14 protein-coding genes are annotated in these 14,983 nt (G+C 67.7%); 9 read left to right on the top strand and 5 right to left on the bottom strand.

The window, feature by feature from the left end; translation table 11 throughout:
- Positions 1-243: 243 nt before the first annotated feature.
- Complete coding sequence (cfa, locus tag MYL53_RS05060) at positions 244-1,395, bottom strand: cyclopropane fatty acyl phospholipid synthase (RefSeq protein WP_247852455.1); 1,152 nt, start codon at positions 1,393-1,395, stop codon at positions 244-246.
- 164 nt (positions 1,396-1,559) lie between these two features.
- On the opposite strand from cfa, the gene MYL53_RS05055 reads away from it, so the two are divergent.
- The 5 genes from MYL53_RS05055 (at position 1,560) to MYL53_RS05035 (ending at position 6,364) form a co-directional block, all read left to right on the top strand.
- A complete protein-coding gene (locus MYL53_RS05055) occupies positions 1,560-1,880 on the top strand; it encodes an MTH1187 family thiamine-binding protein (RefSeq protein WP_247852454.1) in 321 nt (106 codons plus the stop codon).
- Positions 1,881-2,106: 226 nt separating this feature from the next.
- A complete protein-coding gene (gene hppD / locus MYL53_RS05050) occupies positions 2,107-3,219 on the top strand; it encodes a 4-hydroxyphenylpyruvate dioxygenase (protein ID WP_247852452.1) in 1,113 nt (370 codons plus the stop codon).
- 165 nt (positions 3,220-3,384) lie between these two features.
- Entirely contained in the window at positions 3,385-4,845 is a 1,461-nt protein-coding gene (locus MYL53_RS05045; RefSeq protein ID WP_247852450.1) for a sodium-dependent transporter, read from the top strand.
- Positions 4,846-5,016: 171 nt separating this feature from the next.
- Positions 5,017-5,892: a uroporphyrinogen-III C-methyltransferase gene (gene cobA, locus MYL53_RS05040; RefSeq protein ID WP_247852449.1), complete on the top strand. Its 876-nt coding sequence runs from the start codon at positions 5,017-5,019 to the stop codon at positions 5,890-5,892.
- Between the two features lie 43 nt (positions 5,893-5,935).
- Positions 5,936-6,364 carry a septal ring lytic transglycosylase RlpA family protein gene (locus tag MYL53_RS05035; protein ID WP_425591736.1) on the top strand — a complete coding sequence of 143 codons (429 nt, stop codon included), beginning with the start codon at positions 5,936-5,938 and terminating at the stop codon, positions 6,362-6,364.
- Positions 6,365-6,401: 37 nt separating this feature from the next.
- Here MYL53_RS05035 and MYL53_RS05030 read toward each other — a convergent pair whose 3' ends face one another.
- The 4 genes from MYL53_RS05030 to MYL53_RS05015 are packed head-to-tail and all read right to left on the bottom strand — an operon-like array spanning position 6,402 to position 10,136.
- On the bottom strand, positions 6,402-7,505 hold the full coding sequence (locus tag MYL53_RS05030; RefSeq protein ID WP_247852447.1) for an ABC transporter substrate-binding protein: 1,104 nt from the start codon (positions 7,503-7,505) through the stop codon (positions 6,402-6,404).
- A complete protein-coding gene (locus MYL53_RS05025) occupies positions 7,502-8,875 on the bottom strand; it encodes a sensor histidine kinase (RefSeq protein WP_247852446.1) in 1,374 nt (457 codons plus the stop codon). Before MYL53_RS05025 ends, MYL53_RS05030 begins: the two co-directional genes overlap by 4 nt.
- A complete protein-coding gene (locus tag MYL53_RS05020) occupies positions 8,872-9,531 on the bottom strand; it encodes a response regulator transcription factor (RefSeq protein WP_247852444.1) in 660 nt (219 codons plus the stop codon). The genes MYL53_RS05025 and MYL53_RS05020 overlap by 4 nt, the downstream gene beginning before the upstream one ends.
- A complete protein-coding gene (locus tag MYL53_RS05015; protein WP_247852442.1) occupies positions 9,528-10,136 on the bottom strand; it encodes a helix-turn-helix domain-containing protein in 609 nt (202 codons plus the stop codon). Before MYL53_RS05015 ends, MYL53_RS05020 begins: the two co-directional genes overlap by 4 nt.
- A gap of 231 nt (positions 10,137-10,367) precedes the next feature.
- Between MYL53_RS05015 and MYL53_RS05010 the strand changes: the two genes are divergently transcribed.
- The 4 genes from MYL53_RS05010 to urtA all read left to right on the top strand — a co-directional run bounded on the left by MYL53_RS05010 (position 10,368) and on the right by urtA (position 14,974).
- Complete coding sequence (locus MYL53_RS05010; protein ID WP_247852440.1) at positions 10,368-11,354, top strand: Bug family tripartite tricarboxylate transporter substrate binding protein; 987 nt, start codon at positions 10,368-10,370, stop codon at positions 11,352-11,354.
- Positions 11,354-11,806 (top strand): tripartite tricarboxylate transporter TctB family protein, encoded by a 453-nt coding sequence (locus tag MYL53_RS05005; RefSeq protein WP_247852438.1) that lies wholly within the window; start codon positions 11,354-11,356, stop codon positions 11,804-11,806. The genes MYL53_RS05010 and MYL53_RS05005 overlap by 1 nt, the downstream gene beginning before the upstream one ends.
- Entirely contained in the window at positions 11,806-13,323 is a 1,518-nt protein-coding gene (locus MYL53_RS05000) for a tripartite tricarboxylate transporter permease (protein WP_247852436.1), read from the top strand. The genes MYL53_RS05005 and MYL53_RS05000 overlap by 1 nt, the downstream gene beginning before the upstream one ends.
- Positions 13,324-13,660: 337 nt before the next feature.
- A complete protein-coding gene (gene urtA, locus MYL53_RS04995; protein WP_247852434.1) occupies positions 13,661-14,974 on the top strand; it encodes an urea ABC transporter substrate-binding protein in 1,314 nt (437 codons plus the stop codon).
- Positions 14,975-14,983: the final 9 nt, after the last annotated feature.

Raw genomic sequence — 14,983 nt, 5'->3', positions numbered from 1 at the left:
TGCGGAGCGCGTCGCGCGATCTTTATTTTTTATTAAGTAAATTATAATACATGCGTGGCCAGGAGCCGGTATTGACCATCGGGCGTAGGTGATTAGCGTCATCGATTGTAGGAAATTGACGACAGAATGTCTCAGGCCGGCCAAATAAGTCGCTCATTGTTGGCCGTTCGAGGCAGTCACGCAAGTAGGGCGGCAGCGAATCGGGCGCCGTCGACGGCGCCCGAAGAGAACGGGGCGGGAGGTTCAGCGCGGGGCGTCGTAGCGTCCTTCGCGTCCCTTCGAGAACACCACCTGCCACAGCTGCAGGTTACGAGCCCGGAAGGCGCCGGCGCAGATGCCCAGGTAGTACCGGAACATCCGCCGTGTACGCTCGTTGTAGCGGTCGGCGATCTCGTCCCAGTGGGCGTCGAAGTTCTCGAGCCAGGCCATCAGGGTGCGATCGTAGTCGGCGCCGAAGTTCTGCCAGTCTTCCATCAGCAGGTGCTGCTCGCTGCTCCTGGCGATGTGCTTGACGGAGGGCAGCACGCCGTTGGGGAAAATGTAGCGATTGATCCAGGGGTCGGCGCTGATCTCCGAGGTGTTGGAACCGATGGTATGCAGCACGAACAGACCGTCCGCGGGCAGCAGGCGTTTCACGGTCTCGAAGTAGGTGTCGTAGTTGCGGTGACCGACGTGCTCGAACATGCCGATGGACACCACGCGGTCGAACTGGCCGTCGAGCTCGCGGTAGTCCTCGAGCAGGATCTCGACCGGCAGCCCCTCGCAGCGCTGGCGGGCCAGCTCTGCCTGCTCCCTGGAAATGGTGATGCCGGTGACCTCGACGCCGTGATGCCGCGCGGCGTGCTCGGCGAAGCTGCCCCAGCCGCAGCCGATGTCGAGCACCCGCATGCCGGGCTCGAGTCGCAGCTTGCGGCAGGCGAGTTCGAGCTTGGCGCGCTGGGCCTCGAGCAGGCTGTCGGCGTCCTTCCAGTAGCCGCAGGAGTAGCACATGGTGTCATCGAGCATGCGCTCGAAGAGGTCGTTGCCGAAGTCGTAGTGGGCCTCGCCGACGATGTGCGCGCGCGCCCGGCTCTGCAGGTTGAAGAAGCCGGACTGTAGGCGATACATCAGCCGCTCGGACTTGGACTGGGCATGTTCGCCCAGGCCATGGCGCAGCAGCCGGTGGGCCAGTTCGTCGATGTGCTCGCATTCCCACCAGCCGTCCATGTAGGCCTCGCCGAGCCCCAGGGTGCCCTGGTGCAGAACGCGGGAGAAGAAGTCGGGATGGTAGACGCGGATGTCCGCGGGGGCCGAGCCGTTGAGGGTGATGCCGGAGCCGTCGAGCAGTTTCTCGAAGACGCGTCGGGCTCTGGTGTCGGGCAGGGCGATGGGGCCGAGACGTGGGTCGCTGGTCATGGTTCCTCCTGGTCCTTCAGAGTCGGGGCAGCCGGTGTGTGAAAGCGGGAGGTGGCGTGATTCCGATTGTTCTATTACAAGGCGTTAGCATAGATCAGGCGTGGGCGTTTCTGACAACTCACGTTACTTTTTTATAACAAGCTAATATTTAAGAGGGCAATATCATGCACGTCATCGTGGATCTGTGTGTCGTGCCGATGGGTGTCGGCGTGTCGGTCTCGCCCCAGGTCGCGGCCTGCCAGCGGGTGATCGAGGCCTCCGGGCTGGATTATCGGATGCATGCCTACGGCACCAACATCGAAGGGGACTGGGACGCGGTCATGGCGGTGGTCAAGCGCTGCCACGAGACGGTGCACGAGATGGGGGCGCCACGTATCACCTCGACCCTCAAGCTGGGCACGCGGACCGACCGCGAGCAGCATATGGATGACAAGGTCGAGAGCGTTGAGCGCCTGCTGGCCGATCCGGAGGTCGGCAAGGTGTAAAGCCAAGTTGACGCCGTGTCAGCGAGACTTGCCGCCTCGGCCGGGCGAACGCGGGCATGATCGGTGCTGTCATGAAAACTTTACACCGCGAGGCGAAAAACGCCGCCCGGCGGCGTCATGCCGGGCCCCGCAGCGGATTCCGGCCTGCCGCGGGGCGCACTACTCTGGGGGCACTTCGAGGGCCAAGGCCCGGAGACCACAATCACAAGCACCCCGGAGGTTCTGCATGAACGCCCCCGTCCAAGGCACTCCCGCTCAGGCGACCCAGGCCGACACCACCAATCCGCTCGGCACCGACGGCTTTGCCTTCGTCGAGTACAGCGCGCCCACCGCCGAGGGCATTGAGGCGCTGCGTCGCCTGTTCCTGCAGCTCGGCTTCACCGAGACGCGCAAGCACCGTTCCAAGAACGTCTTCCTGTTCCAGCAGGCGCAGATCAACTTCGTGCTCAACGCCGAGCCGGGCAGCCACGCCGCCGAGTTCGCTCGCGTTCATGGCCCCTCCGCCTGTGCCATGGCCTGGAAGGTGGACGACGCCCGCCAGGCCTTCGAGCGCGCCGTTGCGTGCGGTGCCAAGCCGGTAGAGGTGCCGGTGGGCGAGGGTGAGGTCGGCATTCCGGCGGTCGAAGGCATCGGCGGCTCGCTGCTGTATTTCGTCGACGACCGGCTCGACGCCGACGGCCGCAGCATCTATGACATCGACTTCGCGCCGATCGAGGGCCGCGCGGCCGGTGACAACAGCGTCGGCCTGCAGGTGCTCGATCATCTGACGCACAACGTCGACCGCGGCCAGATGGACGTCTGGGCCGGCTTCTACACGCGCCTGGCCAACTTCCGCGAGCTGCGCTACTTCGACATCGCCGGCAAGAAGACCGGGCTCTTCTCCCGCGCCATGACCGCGCCCTGCGGCAAGATGCACATCCCGATCAACGAGTCCGCCGACGACAACTCCCAGATCGCCGAATTCCTGCGCGAGTACAACGGCGAGGGCATCCAGCACCTGGCCATGGCCACCGATGACATCTACGCCACGGTGCGGGCGCTGAAGGCCAACGGCATCCAGTTCCTGACCACCCCGGACACCTACTACGAAAAGGTCGACCAGCGCGTGCCCAACCACGAGGAGAACCTCGAGGAGCTGCGCGAGCTGAACCTGCTGGTGGACGGCGCGCCGGAGCAGGGCGTGCTGCTGCAGATCTTCACCGAGACCGTGATCGGCCCGATCTTCTTCGAGATCATTCAGCGCAAGGGCAATGACGGCTTCGGTGAAGGCAACTTCAAGGCCCTGTTCGAATCCATCGAGGAGGACCAGATCCGTCGGGGCGTGCTCAAGGACGACTGATAGCGTCCAGATACGGCCGGAGAACCGGTCAGGGCGGGAGGCGGAAACCAGAACAATCCGCCGTCTCCCTGCCCAACCACGATAAAATCCGTCACAATGGCCGCCCTGCGGTGGCCCCATGCTGCGTGGCGGCGACAACAACAGTTCCGTGATCCCTGGTGTGACATGACTAACGACTCACAACCCCGTACTCAGTGGCTGGGCCGCTGGGGCTTCGTCCTGGCGGCGACCGGCTCCGCGGTCGGCCTGGGCAACGTCTGGAAGTTCCCCTACATGACCGGCGAATACGGCGGCGGGGCCTTCGTGCTGGTCTATCTGGCCTGCATCCTGGCCATCGGCGTGCCGGTGATGATGACCGAGATCGCCCTGGGCCGCCGCGGCCGCGGCAGCCCCATCGACGCCATCCGCCGGGTGAGTGCCGAATCGAAGGGCGCCTCGGCCTGGTCGCTGCTCGGCTGGATGGCCATGCTGTGCGGCTTCATGATCCTGTGCTTCTACGTGGTGGTGGCCGGCTGGTCCTTCTCCTACCTGTGGAAGATGCTGACCGGCGGCCTGGCCGGCTCCAGCGTGGACGACATGGCGGCCATCTTCGGCGCCAACAACGCCAATCCGCTCAATCTGGGCTTCTGGAGCACCCTGGTCACGCTCGCCACCATGGTGATCGTCGGCAAGGGCGTGCAGGCCGGCATCGAGAAGAGCGTCGGCTGGATGATGCCGGGCATGGTCGTGATGCTGGTGATCATGATCGTCTATGGCGCCTTTTCCGGCGGCTTCGGCGAGGCGGTCCACTTCCTGTTCGCCTTCAACGCCGGCAGCCTCTCCAGCGAAGGCATGCTGGCGGCCATGGGTCATGCCTTCTTCACCCTGTCGCTGGCCTCCGGCGCGATCCTGACCTACGGCAGCTACCTGCCGCGCAATGCCTCCATCGGCCGTACCACCCTGAGCGTGGCGGCAGCCGACACCCTGGTGGCACTGATGGCCGGCCTGGCGATCTTCCCGGTGATCTTCGCCAACGGCATGGAGCCGGGCAGCGGCCCGGGGCTGATCTTCATGAGCCTGCCGCTGGCCTTCCAGGCCATGCCGCTGGGCACCCTGTTCGGCGCGCTGTTCTTCGTCATGCTGTCCATGGCCGCGCTGACCTCGTCGATCTCCATGGTCGAGGCCACCGTGTCCTGGCTGACCGACAACAAGGGCATCTCGCGTCGCACGGCGGCCTGGGGTGTCGGCATCGTGCTGTGGATCATCAGCACCCTGGCCATGCTGTCGTTCAACGTCGGCGCCGAGTGGACCCTGGGCGGCAAGAACTTCTTCGGCTGGCTGGACTACCTGACCTCGCGCTGGATGATGCCGCTCGGCGGCCTGGGCGTGGCCCTGCTGGCGGGCTTCGTGCTCAACGGCGAGGCCATGCGCGAGGAGCTCGGTCTGCCGCCGGCGGTGCATGCCCTGTGGCTGTTCATGGTGCGTTACGTTAGCCCCCTGGGCATCGTGGTGGTGTTCCTCGACGCCCTGGGCATCGCCACCCTGGAGTTCGGCGTGCAGTGGCCCTGGCTGCTGCTGGCGCTGGCGGTGATCACGCTGATCGGCGAGTTCGCCAGCCCCCGGCTGAAGCAGACGCTGTCTGCCTGACATCGCCGTCGCCTGATGCGTTCGCGGCCCCCGCTTCGGCGGGGGCCGCGTCGTTTCGGGTATCGGTCGGGTGGCGATATCGGACGCCAGGGGCGAGGCGGGAGTGGCATTTTGTCGGCAAATTAATTACTTTATCGCATATAAAATATTTTCTACCCGAGATATTGGAATATGTGTGCCGCGACTTCCCCGTCCGCCTCGCCGGAACTCCGACTTCCCCCCGCGGCATCCGAGCTGGCCCCCGGGCGCGTTAGCCTGATCGGGGCCGGCCCGGGCGACCCGGAGCTGCTGACCATCAAGGCGCTGCGGCGCCTGCAGGCCGCCGACGTCATCCTCCACGACCGGCTGGTCAGCGACGAGATCCTGGCCCTGGCCAATCCCGAGGCGCAGCGGCTCTACGTCGGCAAGGCGCGCTCCGATCACAGCGTGCCCCAGGAGGGCATCAACCAGGCGCTGGTCGACTGGGCGCTGGCCGGAAAGCGCGTGGTACGGCTGAAGGGCGGCGACCCCTTCATCTTCGGCCGCGGTGGCGAGGAGCTGGAAACCCTGGTCGCCGCCGGCGTCGAGGTCGAGGTGGTGCCGGGTATCACCGCGGCTTCGGGCTGCGCCGCCTACGCCGGCATTCCGCTGACCCATCGCGACCACGCCCAGTCGGTGCGCTTCATCACCGGTCACCTGCGCAACGGCAGCTGCGATCTGGACTGGCCGGCGCTGGCCAGCCCCGGCCAGACCCTGGTGTTCTACATGGGCCTGGGCAGTCTGACGATCATCAGCGAGCAGCTTCGCGCGCATGGCCTGGCGGGTGACACGCCGCTGGCGCTGATCGAGCAGGGCACCACGGCGCGCCAGCGGGTCCATGTGGCGAGCCTGGCGAAGTTGCCGTCGGCCGATGAGTTGGCTACCATCCGACCTCCGACACTCATCATCGTCGGCACGGTGGTGACATTGCACGACGCGCTGGCCTGGTTCGATAGCGAACGAGCCGCCAGTCACGGTTGGCTGCAGGGAAAGCACCCGACACCGACCGATACGTCTGACGGCGCCTGATCGCGGGAGGTCGATTGGTGCCCACGTCATTTCGAGGTGACACATGGGAATTTCCGGCAGGGCGGGCAGCGCCCGCTCCGACTGGCGTCGACGCGCGCTGAGCGCGGCGCTCCTGGCCATGACCCTGGGGGCGCTGATCGGCACCGGCCCGGCTCTGGCCCACGAGGACGACGCCGAAGCGCCGATTCAGAAGGGCGTCGCGTCCTACTACAGCGACCGCTTCCAGGGCCGCACCACGGCCAGCGGCGAAGCCTTCGACCAGCGCCAGCTCACCGCCGCCCACCGCACCCTGCCGCTCGGCACCAAGGTGCTGGTGACCCGGCCCGACAACGGCCGCCAGGTCGAGGTGCTGATCAACGACCGCGGCCCCTATATCGCCGGCCGCGTGATCGATCTCTCCAAGAGTGCCGCCCGCGCGCTCGGCATGCTCCATCGGGGCACCGCACCGGTCCAGCTCAGCCTGGCCAACTGATTCGCGTCATCTCCGACACCGGAGGCCGCGTCGCCCTTCAGGGTGACGCGGCCTCCGCGCGCGTGAACTCCCTCTTCCAGCGCGTCAGCAGCGCCTGGCGCTTGAGATCGTCCAGCGTCGCCAGCAGCCCGGGCCCCAGCGACACCGGCCTCAGCGCCTCGCCGTGGGTCTCGCGCAGGGCCGCGGCCGTGCCAGGGCCCGCCAGAGTCGGATGCACGGCGCCCAGCGGTGTGTCCTCGGCGATCACCCGCTGGCCCGCCTCGCCGAGCAGGAAGTCCATGAAGCGCCGGGCGTTCTCCGGGTGTGGTGCCTGGCGCGGCATCAAGGCGAGGCGCTGGGTCACCAGGGCGTAGTCGTCGGGCACCACGATCTCTAGCGCCGGATTGGCGTCGGCGACCGCCCTGGCGTAGCTGCCTAGCAGGTTGTAGCCCAGCCAGTAGCGGCCGCTGTCGAGGCCGTCCAGCATCTCGCCGGTGGTGGTGGCCAGCGCCGTGTCCGTGTCACCGAAGGCGGTGACCAGGTCCCAGTATCGCGGCGTCAGGCGTGATTCCTGAATGGCGTAGCCGTAGCCTGCGCCGCTCGCCTCCGGGTCGTAGGTCACGACCCGGCCGCGCAGCGCCTCGGGATGCTGCTCGAGCAGCGTGAGCAGCTCGGCGTGACTGTCGGGGCGGCCGAAGCGCTCGATCAGCTCGCGGCGCACCACCATCACGATCGGCTCGAAGGTGAAGGCGAACAGCTCGTGGCGCCAGCGCGCCCAGGCCGGCCAGGCCATGGCCTGGGGCGAGGTCAGTGGGCGGGCGTGGCCGTCGTTGGCCAGTCGGTATTGCCAGGGCATGGCCGAGGACATCAGCACGTCGACCTCGTCGGGATGGGCGAGAAAGCGGCGATGCAGGGTGAGGGTGTCGAGATTGCGATAGGTCAGCGCGATGCCCGGATGGCGGGCATGGAAGGCCTCGAACAGCGGGCGGGCGTAGACCAGGTCCAGGGCGCCGTGGACGACCAGCTCGCCCGATGCCTCGTCGTCTGCCGGCTCGGCCGGGTAGCGCAGCCGCTCGTCGGCGCCGGCGAGCGGGGCCAGGCACAGCCATGACCCTATGCATAGCCACAGCCACGTCAGTATCAGCCAGCGATGGTGTCTCATGCGGATTCCTCCGGAAAGTGCAGGCCGACCCTGAGCCCGTGGCCGTCCCGGCCGGCGTCGAGACGCAGCCGGGCGCCGTGGCTGCGGGCGATGCCGTCGACGATGGCGAGCCCCAGTCCCGAGCCGTCCGGGTCGTCGCTGCCGCGATGGAAGGGGCGCAGCATCAGCAGGCGCTGGTCTTCGGCGATGCCGGGTCCGTCGTCCTCGACCTCGAGGGCGGGCGGATGCGCGATGACCCGCACGGTGATGCGTGAGGCGCCGTAGCGCCGCGCGTTGTCGATCAGATTGGCCAGCGCCTCCTCGAGCTGCCAGTCGAGCCCGGCCACGATCACCGGCGCGTCCGGCGCCTCCAGCCCCAGGTCGATGCCGGCACGATGGCAGGCGCTCCAGTGGCGGCGAACGGCGCCTCGGGCCAGGTCGTCGAGGGCCAGCGCCGTGAGTTCGGGGCGGTATTCGGGGTTGTCGAGCCGTGTCAGCGACAGCAGCTGAACGGCCAGGTGCGAGGCTCGGGTGCTGGTGGTCTGCATCGCCTCCAGGGCCTCCCGCCAGCGCTGCGGGTCGTCCTGGCGCAGGGCCAGCTCGGCGCGGGTCGAGAGCCCGGCCAGCGGCGTGCGCAGCTGATGGGAGGCATCGCCGATGAAGCGCTCCTGGTTGGCCTTGACCCGGCGCATCCGCGCCAGCAGTTCGTTGAGCGTCTCGCGCAGCTCGGCCAGTTCCCGTGGCAGCGGCAGCTCCAGCGGGGCCAGGGTGCGAGGGTCGCGGGCACGGATGGCGTGGCGCAGGCGGCTCAACGGGGTCAGGGCGCCGCGGATGGCCAACACCACGACGGCGGCGGCGAGCCCGGCCATGCCCAGGATGTAGGCCAGGTTGGCGCGCAGCAGCTCGCCGGTGAGGCGCTCGCGCCCTTCGCGGGTATGGGCGACGCGTACCTCGAAGCGTTCGCGCGAGCGCCAGTCCTCGAGGCTGGCGCGGCGGATGCCCTGGCGCAGTTCGAGGCCGTGCCACACCAGGTCGCGGAAGTGCAGCTGGCCGCCGGTCGCATCGTCATCGCGAGGCAGGCCGGGCAGATCGGCGTTGCCGGTGACGAAACGCCCGCGAGCGTCGTAGAGCGCATAGAAAACACGCTCCTCGGCATCGGTGGCGAGCATTTCCAGGGCGGCGGGTGGCAGGTCGAGCCACAGGCGGTCGTCCTGCCACTGCACCTGCTCGGCGATGGCCAGGGTGGCAGCCTCTAGCAGGCGGTCGAAGGCCCGGTCGGCGGTGTGGCGCGCCTCGATCCAGGCCTGGAGCACCATCAGTGCGCCCAGCGCCATCAGCGGCAGCAGCAGCCAGGTCAGCAGCCGGCGATACAGGCTGTCGCGCCGGGTCACGTGGCCTCCAGCAGATACCCCAGGCCGCGTACGGTGCGCAGGGCGACGGCGCTGCCGGCCAGGCGCTTGCGCAGGCGGTGGACGTAGACCTCGATGGCGTTGTCGCCCATGGCTTCGCCCTGGAAGGCTTCCTCGGCGAGCCGTGCCTTGTCGACTGGCTCGCCGCCGTGGCGCATCAGGCAGGCCAGCAGACGCTGTTCCCGCGGCGGCAGGGCCAGGGCCTCGCCGTCGAGGGTGAAGCGCTGGGCCGGGGCGTCGAAGGCCAGCGGGCCGACCTGCAGCGCCTGGCCGCGCTCGCGGCGGCGCAGCAGGGCACGCACCCGGGCCTCGAGCTCGTCCAGGGCGAAGGGCTTGGCCAGGTAGTCGTCGGCGCCGAGATCGAGTCCGCGCACGCGGTCCTCCACCGCGCCGCGGGCGGTGAGGATCAGCACCGGGGTGTCGGCGTCGTGGCGGCGCAGGGTCTCGAGCACCTCGAGCCCGCCGCAGCCGGGCAGGTTGAGGTCGAGCAGCACCAGCGTCAGGCCGTGGTCGGGGTCGTCGAGCCGCGCCCGGGCGGCCTCGCCGTCGGCCAGGTGCTCGACGCCGTGCCCCTCCAGCGACAGGGCGTCCACCAGCGTCTCCGCCAGCAGCCGATCGTCTTCCACCAGCAGCATCATCGTGGCTCCTCCTTCTCGCCGGCGAGCGCCGCGGTCAGGGCGTCGCGCGCCCGGATCAGGGCCTCATGTGCGGCCTCCGGGGCCAGGCGGCCGGCGGGGCCGGACAGCGACAGCCACAGCGGCGCCCCTTCGGCGGCGGGCAGGGCCAGGCAGGTCATGGCGCCGCCGGGCAGGCCCGGGCGCGGGTCCGCGTCGCGTTCGGCCGGCCAGCGGCTGCCGGGGTGCAGATCGTGGCGCAGCGGCGTCGCGGGCAGGGCGGCCAGCCGGCACTCCACCTCGCCGGGATGCATCGCCAGCAGGGCGGCGGTCTCGCCGGTCTCGGCGGCCAGGCGGTCGAGCCAGGGCTGGACGTGATCGGCCAGCTGCCGCGTCGGGGCGTGGCGCCGCGCCAGCCGCGCGGGGCTGCCGCCGAGCCGCCAGCGGCCGTCGTCGCCGCGCTGCACGTAGTCGTAGCGCGCCAGCGAGCCCAGCAGCCGCAGCAGGGTGCTCTTGTAGAAGCCGGTCGCCGCGGCCAGCTCGGCCAGGGCGAACGCTTCCTGGGAAGAATCGAAGACCTCGAGCACGGTCAGCGCGCGCTCCACGGCCTCGACGCGGTCCTGCGCCATCGTGGCTCCTTTCGTTGTGCATGTCGGGTGCTCATGCTCGAGTGGGCGGTCGCCCGGCGCCTTGCAACTTTGGTCGCAATTCGCTCGAACGGCATTGACCCCCATGGCACGGGCGGCCTAATTTTCCGCTCAAGGGAACGTTGTTCTGCCTTACAGAATTGTAAGGGAGTCGTCAGCGTCCGACAAGCCCGACCCGATCTGCCAATGAAAACATCAGAGGGGACCACAACAATGTCCATCAAAACGCCGCTCAAGCTCGTCGCCGTTGCCGCCTTCACCGTCAGCGCCGGTTCCGTCATGGCCTTCGAGCCGGAAGGCAAGGTCGAATGCATCGCGCCCGCCGACCCGGGCGGCGGCTGGGACTTCACCTGCCGCAGCGTGGGCAATGTGATGGAAGAGCTGGGCCTCGTGCCGGCCAGCGTTCAGACCATCAACATGGCCGGTGCCGGCGGCGGCGTGGCCTATGCCCACACCGTCAGCAAGCGCGCCGGCGACGACCAGCTGCTGGTCGCGGCCTCCACCGCCACCACCACCCGCCTGGCCCAGGGCCAGTTCCCGGGCATGAACGCCGACATGGTCAACTGGGTGGGCGCACTGGGCGCCGACTACGGCGTGATCGCCGTGGCCGACGACTCCGAGTACGACGATCTGCCCGAGCTGATGGACGCGCTCAAGGATGACCCGCGCAGCGTCAAGTTCGCCGGCGGCAGCGCCAAGGGCGGCTGGGACCATCTCAAGGTGCTGATCGCCGCCAAGGCGGCTGGCGTCGACAACCTGCCGCGCATTCCCTATCTGTCGTACAACAACGGTGGCGAGGCCATGACCCAGGTGGTCGGCGGCCACGTCGACGCCTTCACCGGTGACATCACCGAGGCTCAGGGCTTCCTGGAATCCGGCGACCTGCGGGTGCTGGCGGTGCTCTCCGACGAGCGCCTGCCGGGCGAGTTCAGCGACATCCCCACCGCCAAGGAGCAGGGCATCGACGCGGTCGGCCCGAACTGGCGCGGCTTCTACATGCCGGCCGACGTCTCCGACGATGCCAAGCAGTACTGGATGGACGCCATGGACACCATCTACGAGAGCCAGGAGTGGAAGGACGTCATGGCCAGCAACGGCCTGATGCCGTTCCACATGAGCGCCGATGAGTTCCACCAGTTCGTCACCGACCAGATCGCCGACATCAACCAACTCTCCAAAGATATCGGGCTGATCCAGTAATGACCTTCAACGACCGCATCTTCGGGGTCCTGTTGATCGCCCTGGCCGTCGCGTACGGCTGGGGCGCCACCCAGTTTCCCGAGCCGTTCGGCGGGGCCGAGGGCGTCGGCCCCGAGACTTTCCCCTATCTGCTGGCCGCGGTGCTGGCGCTGTCCAGCCTCTACCTGATCGTGCGCCCGGACCCGGATAACGCCTGGCCGTGGAGCCGCACCGGCGTCGAGCTGGTGATCGCGGTGGCGGTGCTGATCGCCTACACCGCGCTGCTGCAGCCACTGGGCTTCATCCTCAGCACCCTGCTGGCGGTGGGCACGCTGTGCTGGCGCATGGGCGCCACCCCGCTCAGGGCCTACGTGGTCGGCGGCATCGCCGGGGTGGTGGTGTTCCTGATCTTCAACTTCGCCCTCGATCTGGCGCTGCCGCTGGGGCCGCTGTCCTTCCTGGAGGTGAGCTGATGGAAACCCTGGGTTACCTGATCGACGGCTTCGGCGTCGCCCTGGCGCCGCACAACCTGATGTTCGCCCTGCTGGGCGCCTTTCTCGGCACCCTGATCGGTGCGCTGCCGGGTCTGGGGCCGGCCAACGGCGTGGCGATCCTGATCCCGCTGGCCTTCTCGCTGGGCCTGCCGCCGGAGACCGCGCTGATCATGCTGACCTCGGTCTATGCCGGGGCCATGTACGGCGGGCGCATCTCCTCGATCCTGCTCAACATCCCCGGCGACGAGCCGGCGATGATGACCTGCCTCGACGGCTATCCCATGGCCAGGAAGGGCAAGGCCGCCGAGGCCCTGGCGATCTCCGCCGTGGCCTCGTTCATCGGCAGCCTGATCGCCACCGTGGGCCTGATCCTGCTGGCGCCGGTGCTGGCCGACTTCGCGCTGACCTTCGGCCCGGCCGAGTATTTCGCACTGTTCCTGCTGGCCTTCGCCACGCTCGGCGGCATCACCGGCAAGAACCCGATGAAGACCGTGGTGGCGGCCTGTCTGGGCCTGATGATCTCGACCATGGGCATCGACAACACCGGCGTGCAGCGCTACACCTTCGGCGTGCTGGAGCTCTATGAGGGCGTCGATTTCATCATCGCCATCGTCGGCCTGTTTGCCATTTCCGAGCTGCTGTTCTTCATCGAGGACCGCGCCGGCGGCGGCAAGGAGACGATGACGGTCAACAAGCTGTCGCTGAAGTGGGCCGATATCCGCGGCATCCTGCCATCGAGCATCCGTGGCGGCGTGCTGGGCTTCATCGCCGGCGTGCTGCCGGGGGCCGGCGCCTCGCTGGGCAGCTTCATCGGCTACACCCTCGAGAAGAAGGTGGTCGGCAGCAAGGGCCACTTCGGCGAGGGCGACCCGCGCGGCGTGGCCGCGCCCGAGGCCGGCAACAACGGCGCCTCCAGCGGTGCCCTGGTGCCGATGCTGACCCTCGGCGTACCGGGCAGCGGCACCACCGCGGTGCTGCTCGCGCTGCTGATCTCGCTGAACATCACCCCGGGGCCGCTGATGTTCACCCAGAACGCCGACATTGTCTGGGGCGTCATCGCCGCGCTCTTGATCGGCAACTTCCTGCTGCTGCTGCTGAACATTCCGCTGGTGGGGATCTTCGTCAAGCTGCTGTTGGTGCCGCCCAAGTACCTGCTGCCGATCGTCACCATGGTGGCCTTCGTCGGCATCTACTCGATCAGCAACTCCGCCTTCGATCTCTACTTCATGGTCGCCTTCGGCGTGGCCGGCTATGTCTTCCGCAAGCTGGAGATCCCGCTGGTGCCGATCATCCTCGGCCTGCTGCTGGGGCCGGAGATGGAGAAGAACCTGCGCCATGCCCTGGATATCGCCGACGGCGACTGGACCATCCTGTGGGACAGCGGCCTGGCCATCGGCCTGTGGGTGTTCGCCGGTCTGGGGCTGATCCTGCCCTATATCGTCGGCCCGCTGCTGCGCCGCCGCATGAGGGTGGCCGGAGGGCCGGAAGGCGACTGATGGTCTGAGCCAGTTCGTTCGCCACCTGACGGGGGCGTCGGCATCGTGCCGGCGCCCCCGTTGCGTTGTCGCTCCTCGGGCAGGTGCGGTATGCAAGGCACCATCTTGGTACAAGAGCGAGCGTCAGCTTGCACCAGAAGGGCACTTTCGATACCCGCGGGGATACGGAGGTAGCTTCCAACTCATTGAAAGAAAAGGCAGCAGTGGAATGATCCAGAATGTGGCGCGCCTCTTGCTTTAGAGAACGGGACGAGGTGCATCGTCGTGCATCATCGCTACCGATAACAACGTCACAACAACTTCATAAAAAAACGTCCGGATCGACAAGGAGATCACCATGAGTTCCCATTCGCCCGCCGTGCCCAAGCGCCTGTTCGCCGCCTCGCTGCTGAGCCTGGCCGTCTCGGCTCCCGCGCTGGCCCAGGAGGACCCGATCAAGGTCGGCATCCTGCACTCGCTGACCGGCACCATGGCCATCAGCGAGTCGACCCTCAAGGACACCATGCTGATGCTCATCGAGCAGCAGAACGAGCAGGGTGGCCTGCTGGGCCGCGAGCTCGAGCCGGTGGTGGTCGATCCGGCCTCCGACTGGCCGCTGTTCGCCGAGAAGGCGCGCCAGCTGCTGGCCCAGGATGAGGTCGACGTGATCTTCGGCAACTGGACCTCGGTGTCGCGCAAGTCGGTGCTGCCCGTGGTCGAAGAACTCGACGGTCTGCTGTTCTACCCGGTCCAGTACGAGGGCGAGGAATCCTCCGAAAACGTCTTCTACACCGGGGCGGCGCCCAATCAGCAGGCGATTCCGGCCGTCAACTATCTGATGAACGAGGTCGGCGTGGAGCGCTGGGTGCTGGCCGGCACCGACTATGTCTATCCGCGCACCACCAACAAGATCCTCGAGGCCTACCTCAAGGACCATGGCGTCGCCGACGACGACATCATGGTCAATTACACCCCCTTCGGGCATTCCGACTGGCAGAACATCGTCTCAGAGATCAAGGACTTCGGCAGCCAGGGCAAGAAGACCGCGGTGGTCTCGACCATCAATGGCGACGCCAACGTGCCGTTCTACCGCGAGCTCGGCAACCAGGGCATCGACGCTGCGGACATTCCGGTGGTGGCCTTCTCGGTGGGCGAGCAGGAGCTCTCCGGCATCGACACCGCGCCGCTGGTCGGCCACCTGGCGGCCTGGAACTACTTCATGAGCGTCGACACCGATGCCAACTACGACTTCATCGACGACTGGATCGACTACACCGGCGACGAGATGGCGGTCACCAACGATCCGATGGAGGCCCACTACATCGGCTTCAACATGTGGGCCGAGGCGGTGCGCAAGGCCGGCACCACCGACGTCGACGCGGTCAAGGACGCCATCATCGGCGTGTCCGTGCCCAACCTGACCGGCGGCTATGCCACCATGATGCCCAACCACCACATCACCAAGCCGGTGCTGATCGGCGAGATCCAGGACAACGGCCAGTTCTCCGTGGTCTGGGAGACGCCTTCCACCGTGGCCGGCGATGCCTGGTCCGACTACCTGCCGGGCTCGCGTGACCTGATCAGCGACTGGCGCGCCCCGATGCGATGCGGCAACTACAACGTCGTCGAGGGACGCTGCGGCGGCGGCGCCGAGGTGGCCTCGGCCGAATGAGCCGTTCCC

Origin of the sequence: Halomonas getboli (genome assembly GCF_023094245.1) — a bacterium.
Lineage (GTDB): Bacteria > Pseudomonadota > Gammaproteobacteria > Pseudomonadales > Halomonadaceae > Halomonas > Halomonas getboli.
This window is presented reverse-complemented; position numbering and strand designations above follow the sequence as displayed.

What these genes read in the sequence shown, in the direction of transcription:
- cfa (WP_247852455.1), bottom strand. Translation starts at nt 1,395, where the DNA reads ATGACCAGCGACCCACGTCTCGGCCCCATCGCCCTGCCCGACACCAGA.
- MYL53_RS05055 (WP_247852454.1), top strand. Translation starts at nt 1,560, where the DNA reads ATGCACGTCATCGTGGATCTGTGTGTCGTGCCGATGGGTGTCGGCGTG.
- hppD (WP_247852452.1), top strand. Translation starts at nt 2,107, where the DNA reads ATGAACGCCCCCGTCCAAGGCACTCCCGCTCAGGCGACCCAGGCCGAC.
- MYL53_RS05045 (WP_247852450.1), top strand. Translation starts at nt 3,385, where the DNA reads ATGACTAACGACTCACAACCCCGTACTCAGTGGCTGGGCCGCTGGGGC.
- cobA (WP_247852449.1), top strand. Translation starts at nt 5,017, where the DNA reads ATGTGTGCCGCGACTTCCCCGTCCGCCTCGCCGGAACTCCGACTTCCC.
- MYL53_RS05035 (WP_425591736.1), top strand. Translation starts at nt 5,936, where the DNA reads ATGGGAATTTCCGGCAGGGCGGGCAGCGCCCGCTCCGACTGGCGTCGA.
- MYL53_RS05030 (WP_247852447.1), bottom strand. Translation starts at nt 7,505, where the DNA reads ATGAGACACCATCGCTGGCTGATACTGACGTGGCTGTGGCTATGCATA.
- MYL53_RS05020 (WP_247852444.1), bottom strand. Translation starts at nt 9,531, where the DNA reads ATGATGCTGCTGGTGGAAGACGATCGGCTGCTGGCGGAGACGCTGGTG.
- MYL53_RS05015 (WP_247852442.1), bottom strand. Translation starts at nt 10,136, where the DNA reads ATGGCGCAGGACCGCGTCGAGGCCGTGGAGCGCGCGCTGACCGTGCTC.
- MYL53_RS05010 (WP_247852440.1), top strand. Translation starts at nt 10,368, where the DNA reads ATGTCCATCAAAACGCCGCTCAAGCTCGTCGCCGTTGCCGCCTTCACC.
- MYL53_RS05005 (WP_247852438.1), top strand. Translation starts at nt 11,354, where the DNA reads ATGACCTTCAACGACCGCATCTTCGGGGTCCTGTTGATCGCCCTGGCC.
- MYL53_RS05000 (WP_247852436.1), top strand. Translation starts at nt 11,806, where the DNA reads ATGGAAACCCTGGGTTACCTGATCGACGGCTTCGGCGTCGCCCTGGCG.
- urtA (WP_247852434.1), top strand. Translation starts at nt 13,661, where the DNA reads ATGAGTTCCCATTCGCCCGCCGTGCCCAAGCGCCTGTTCGCCGCCTCG.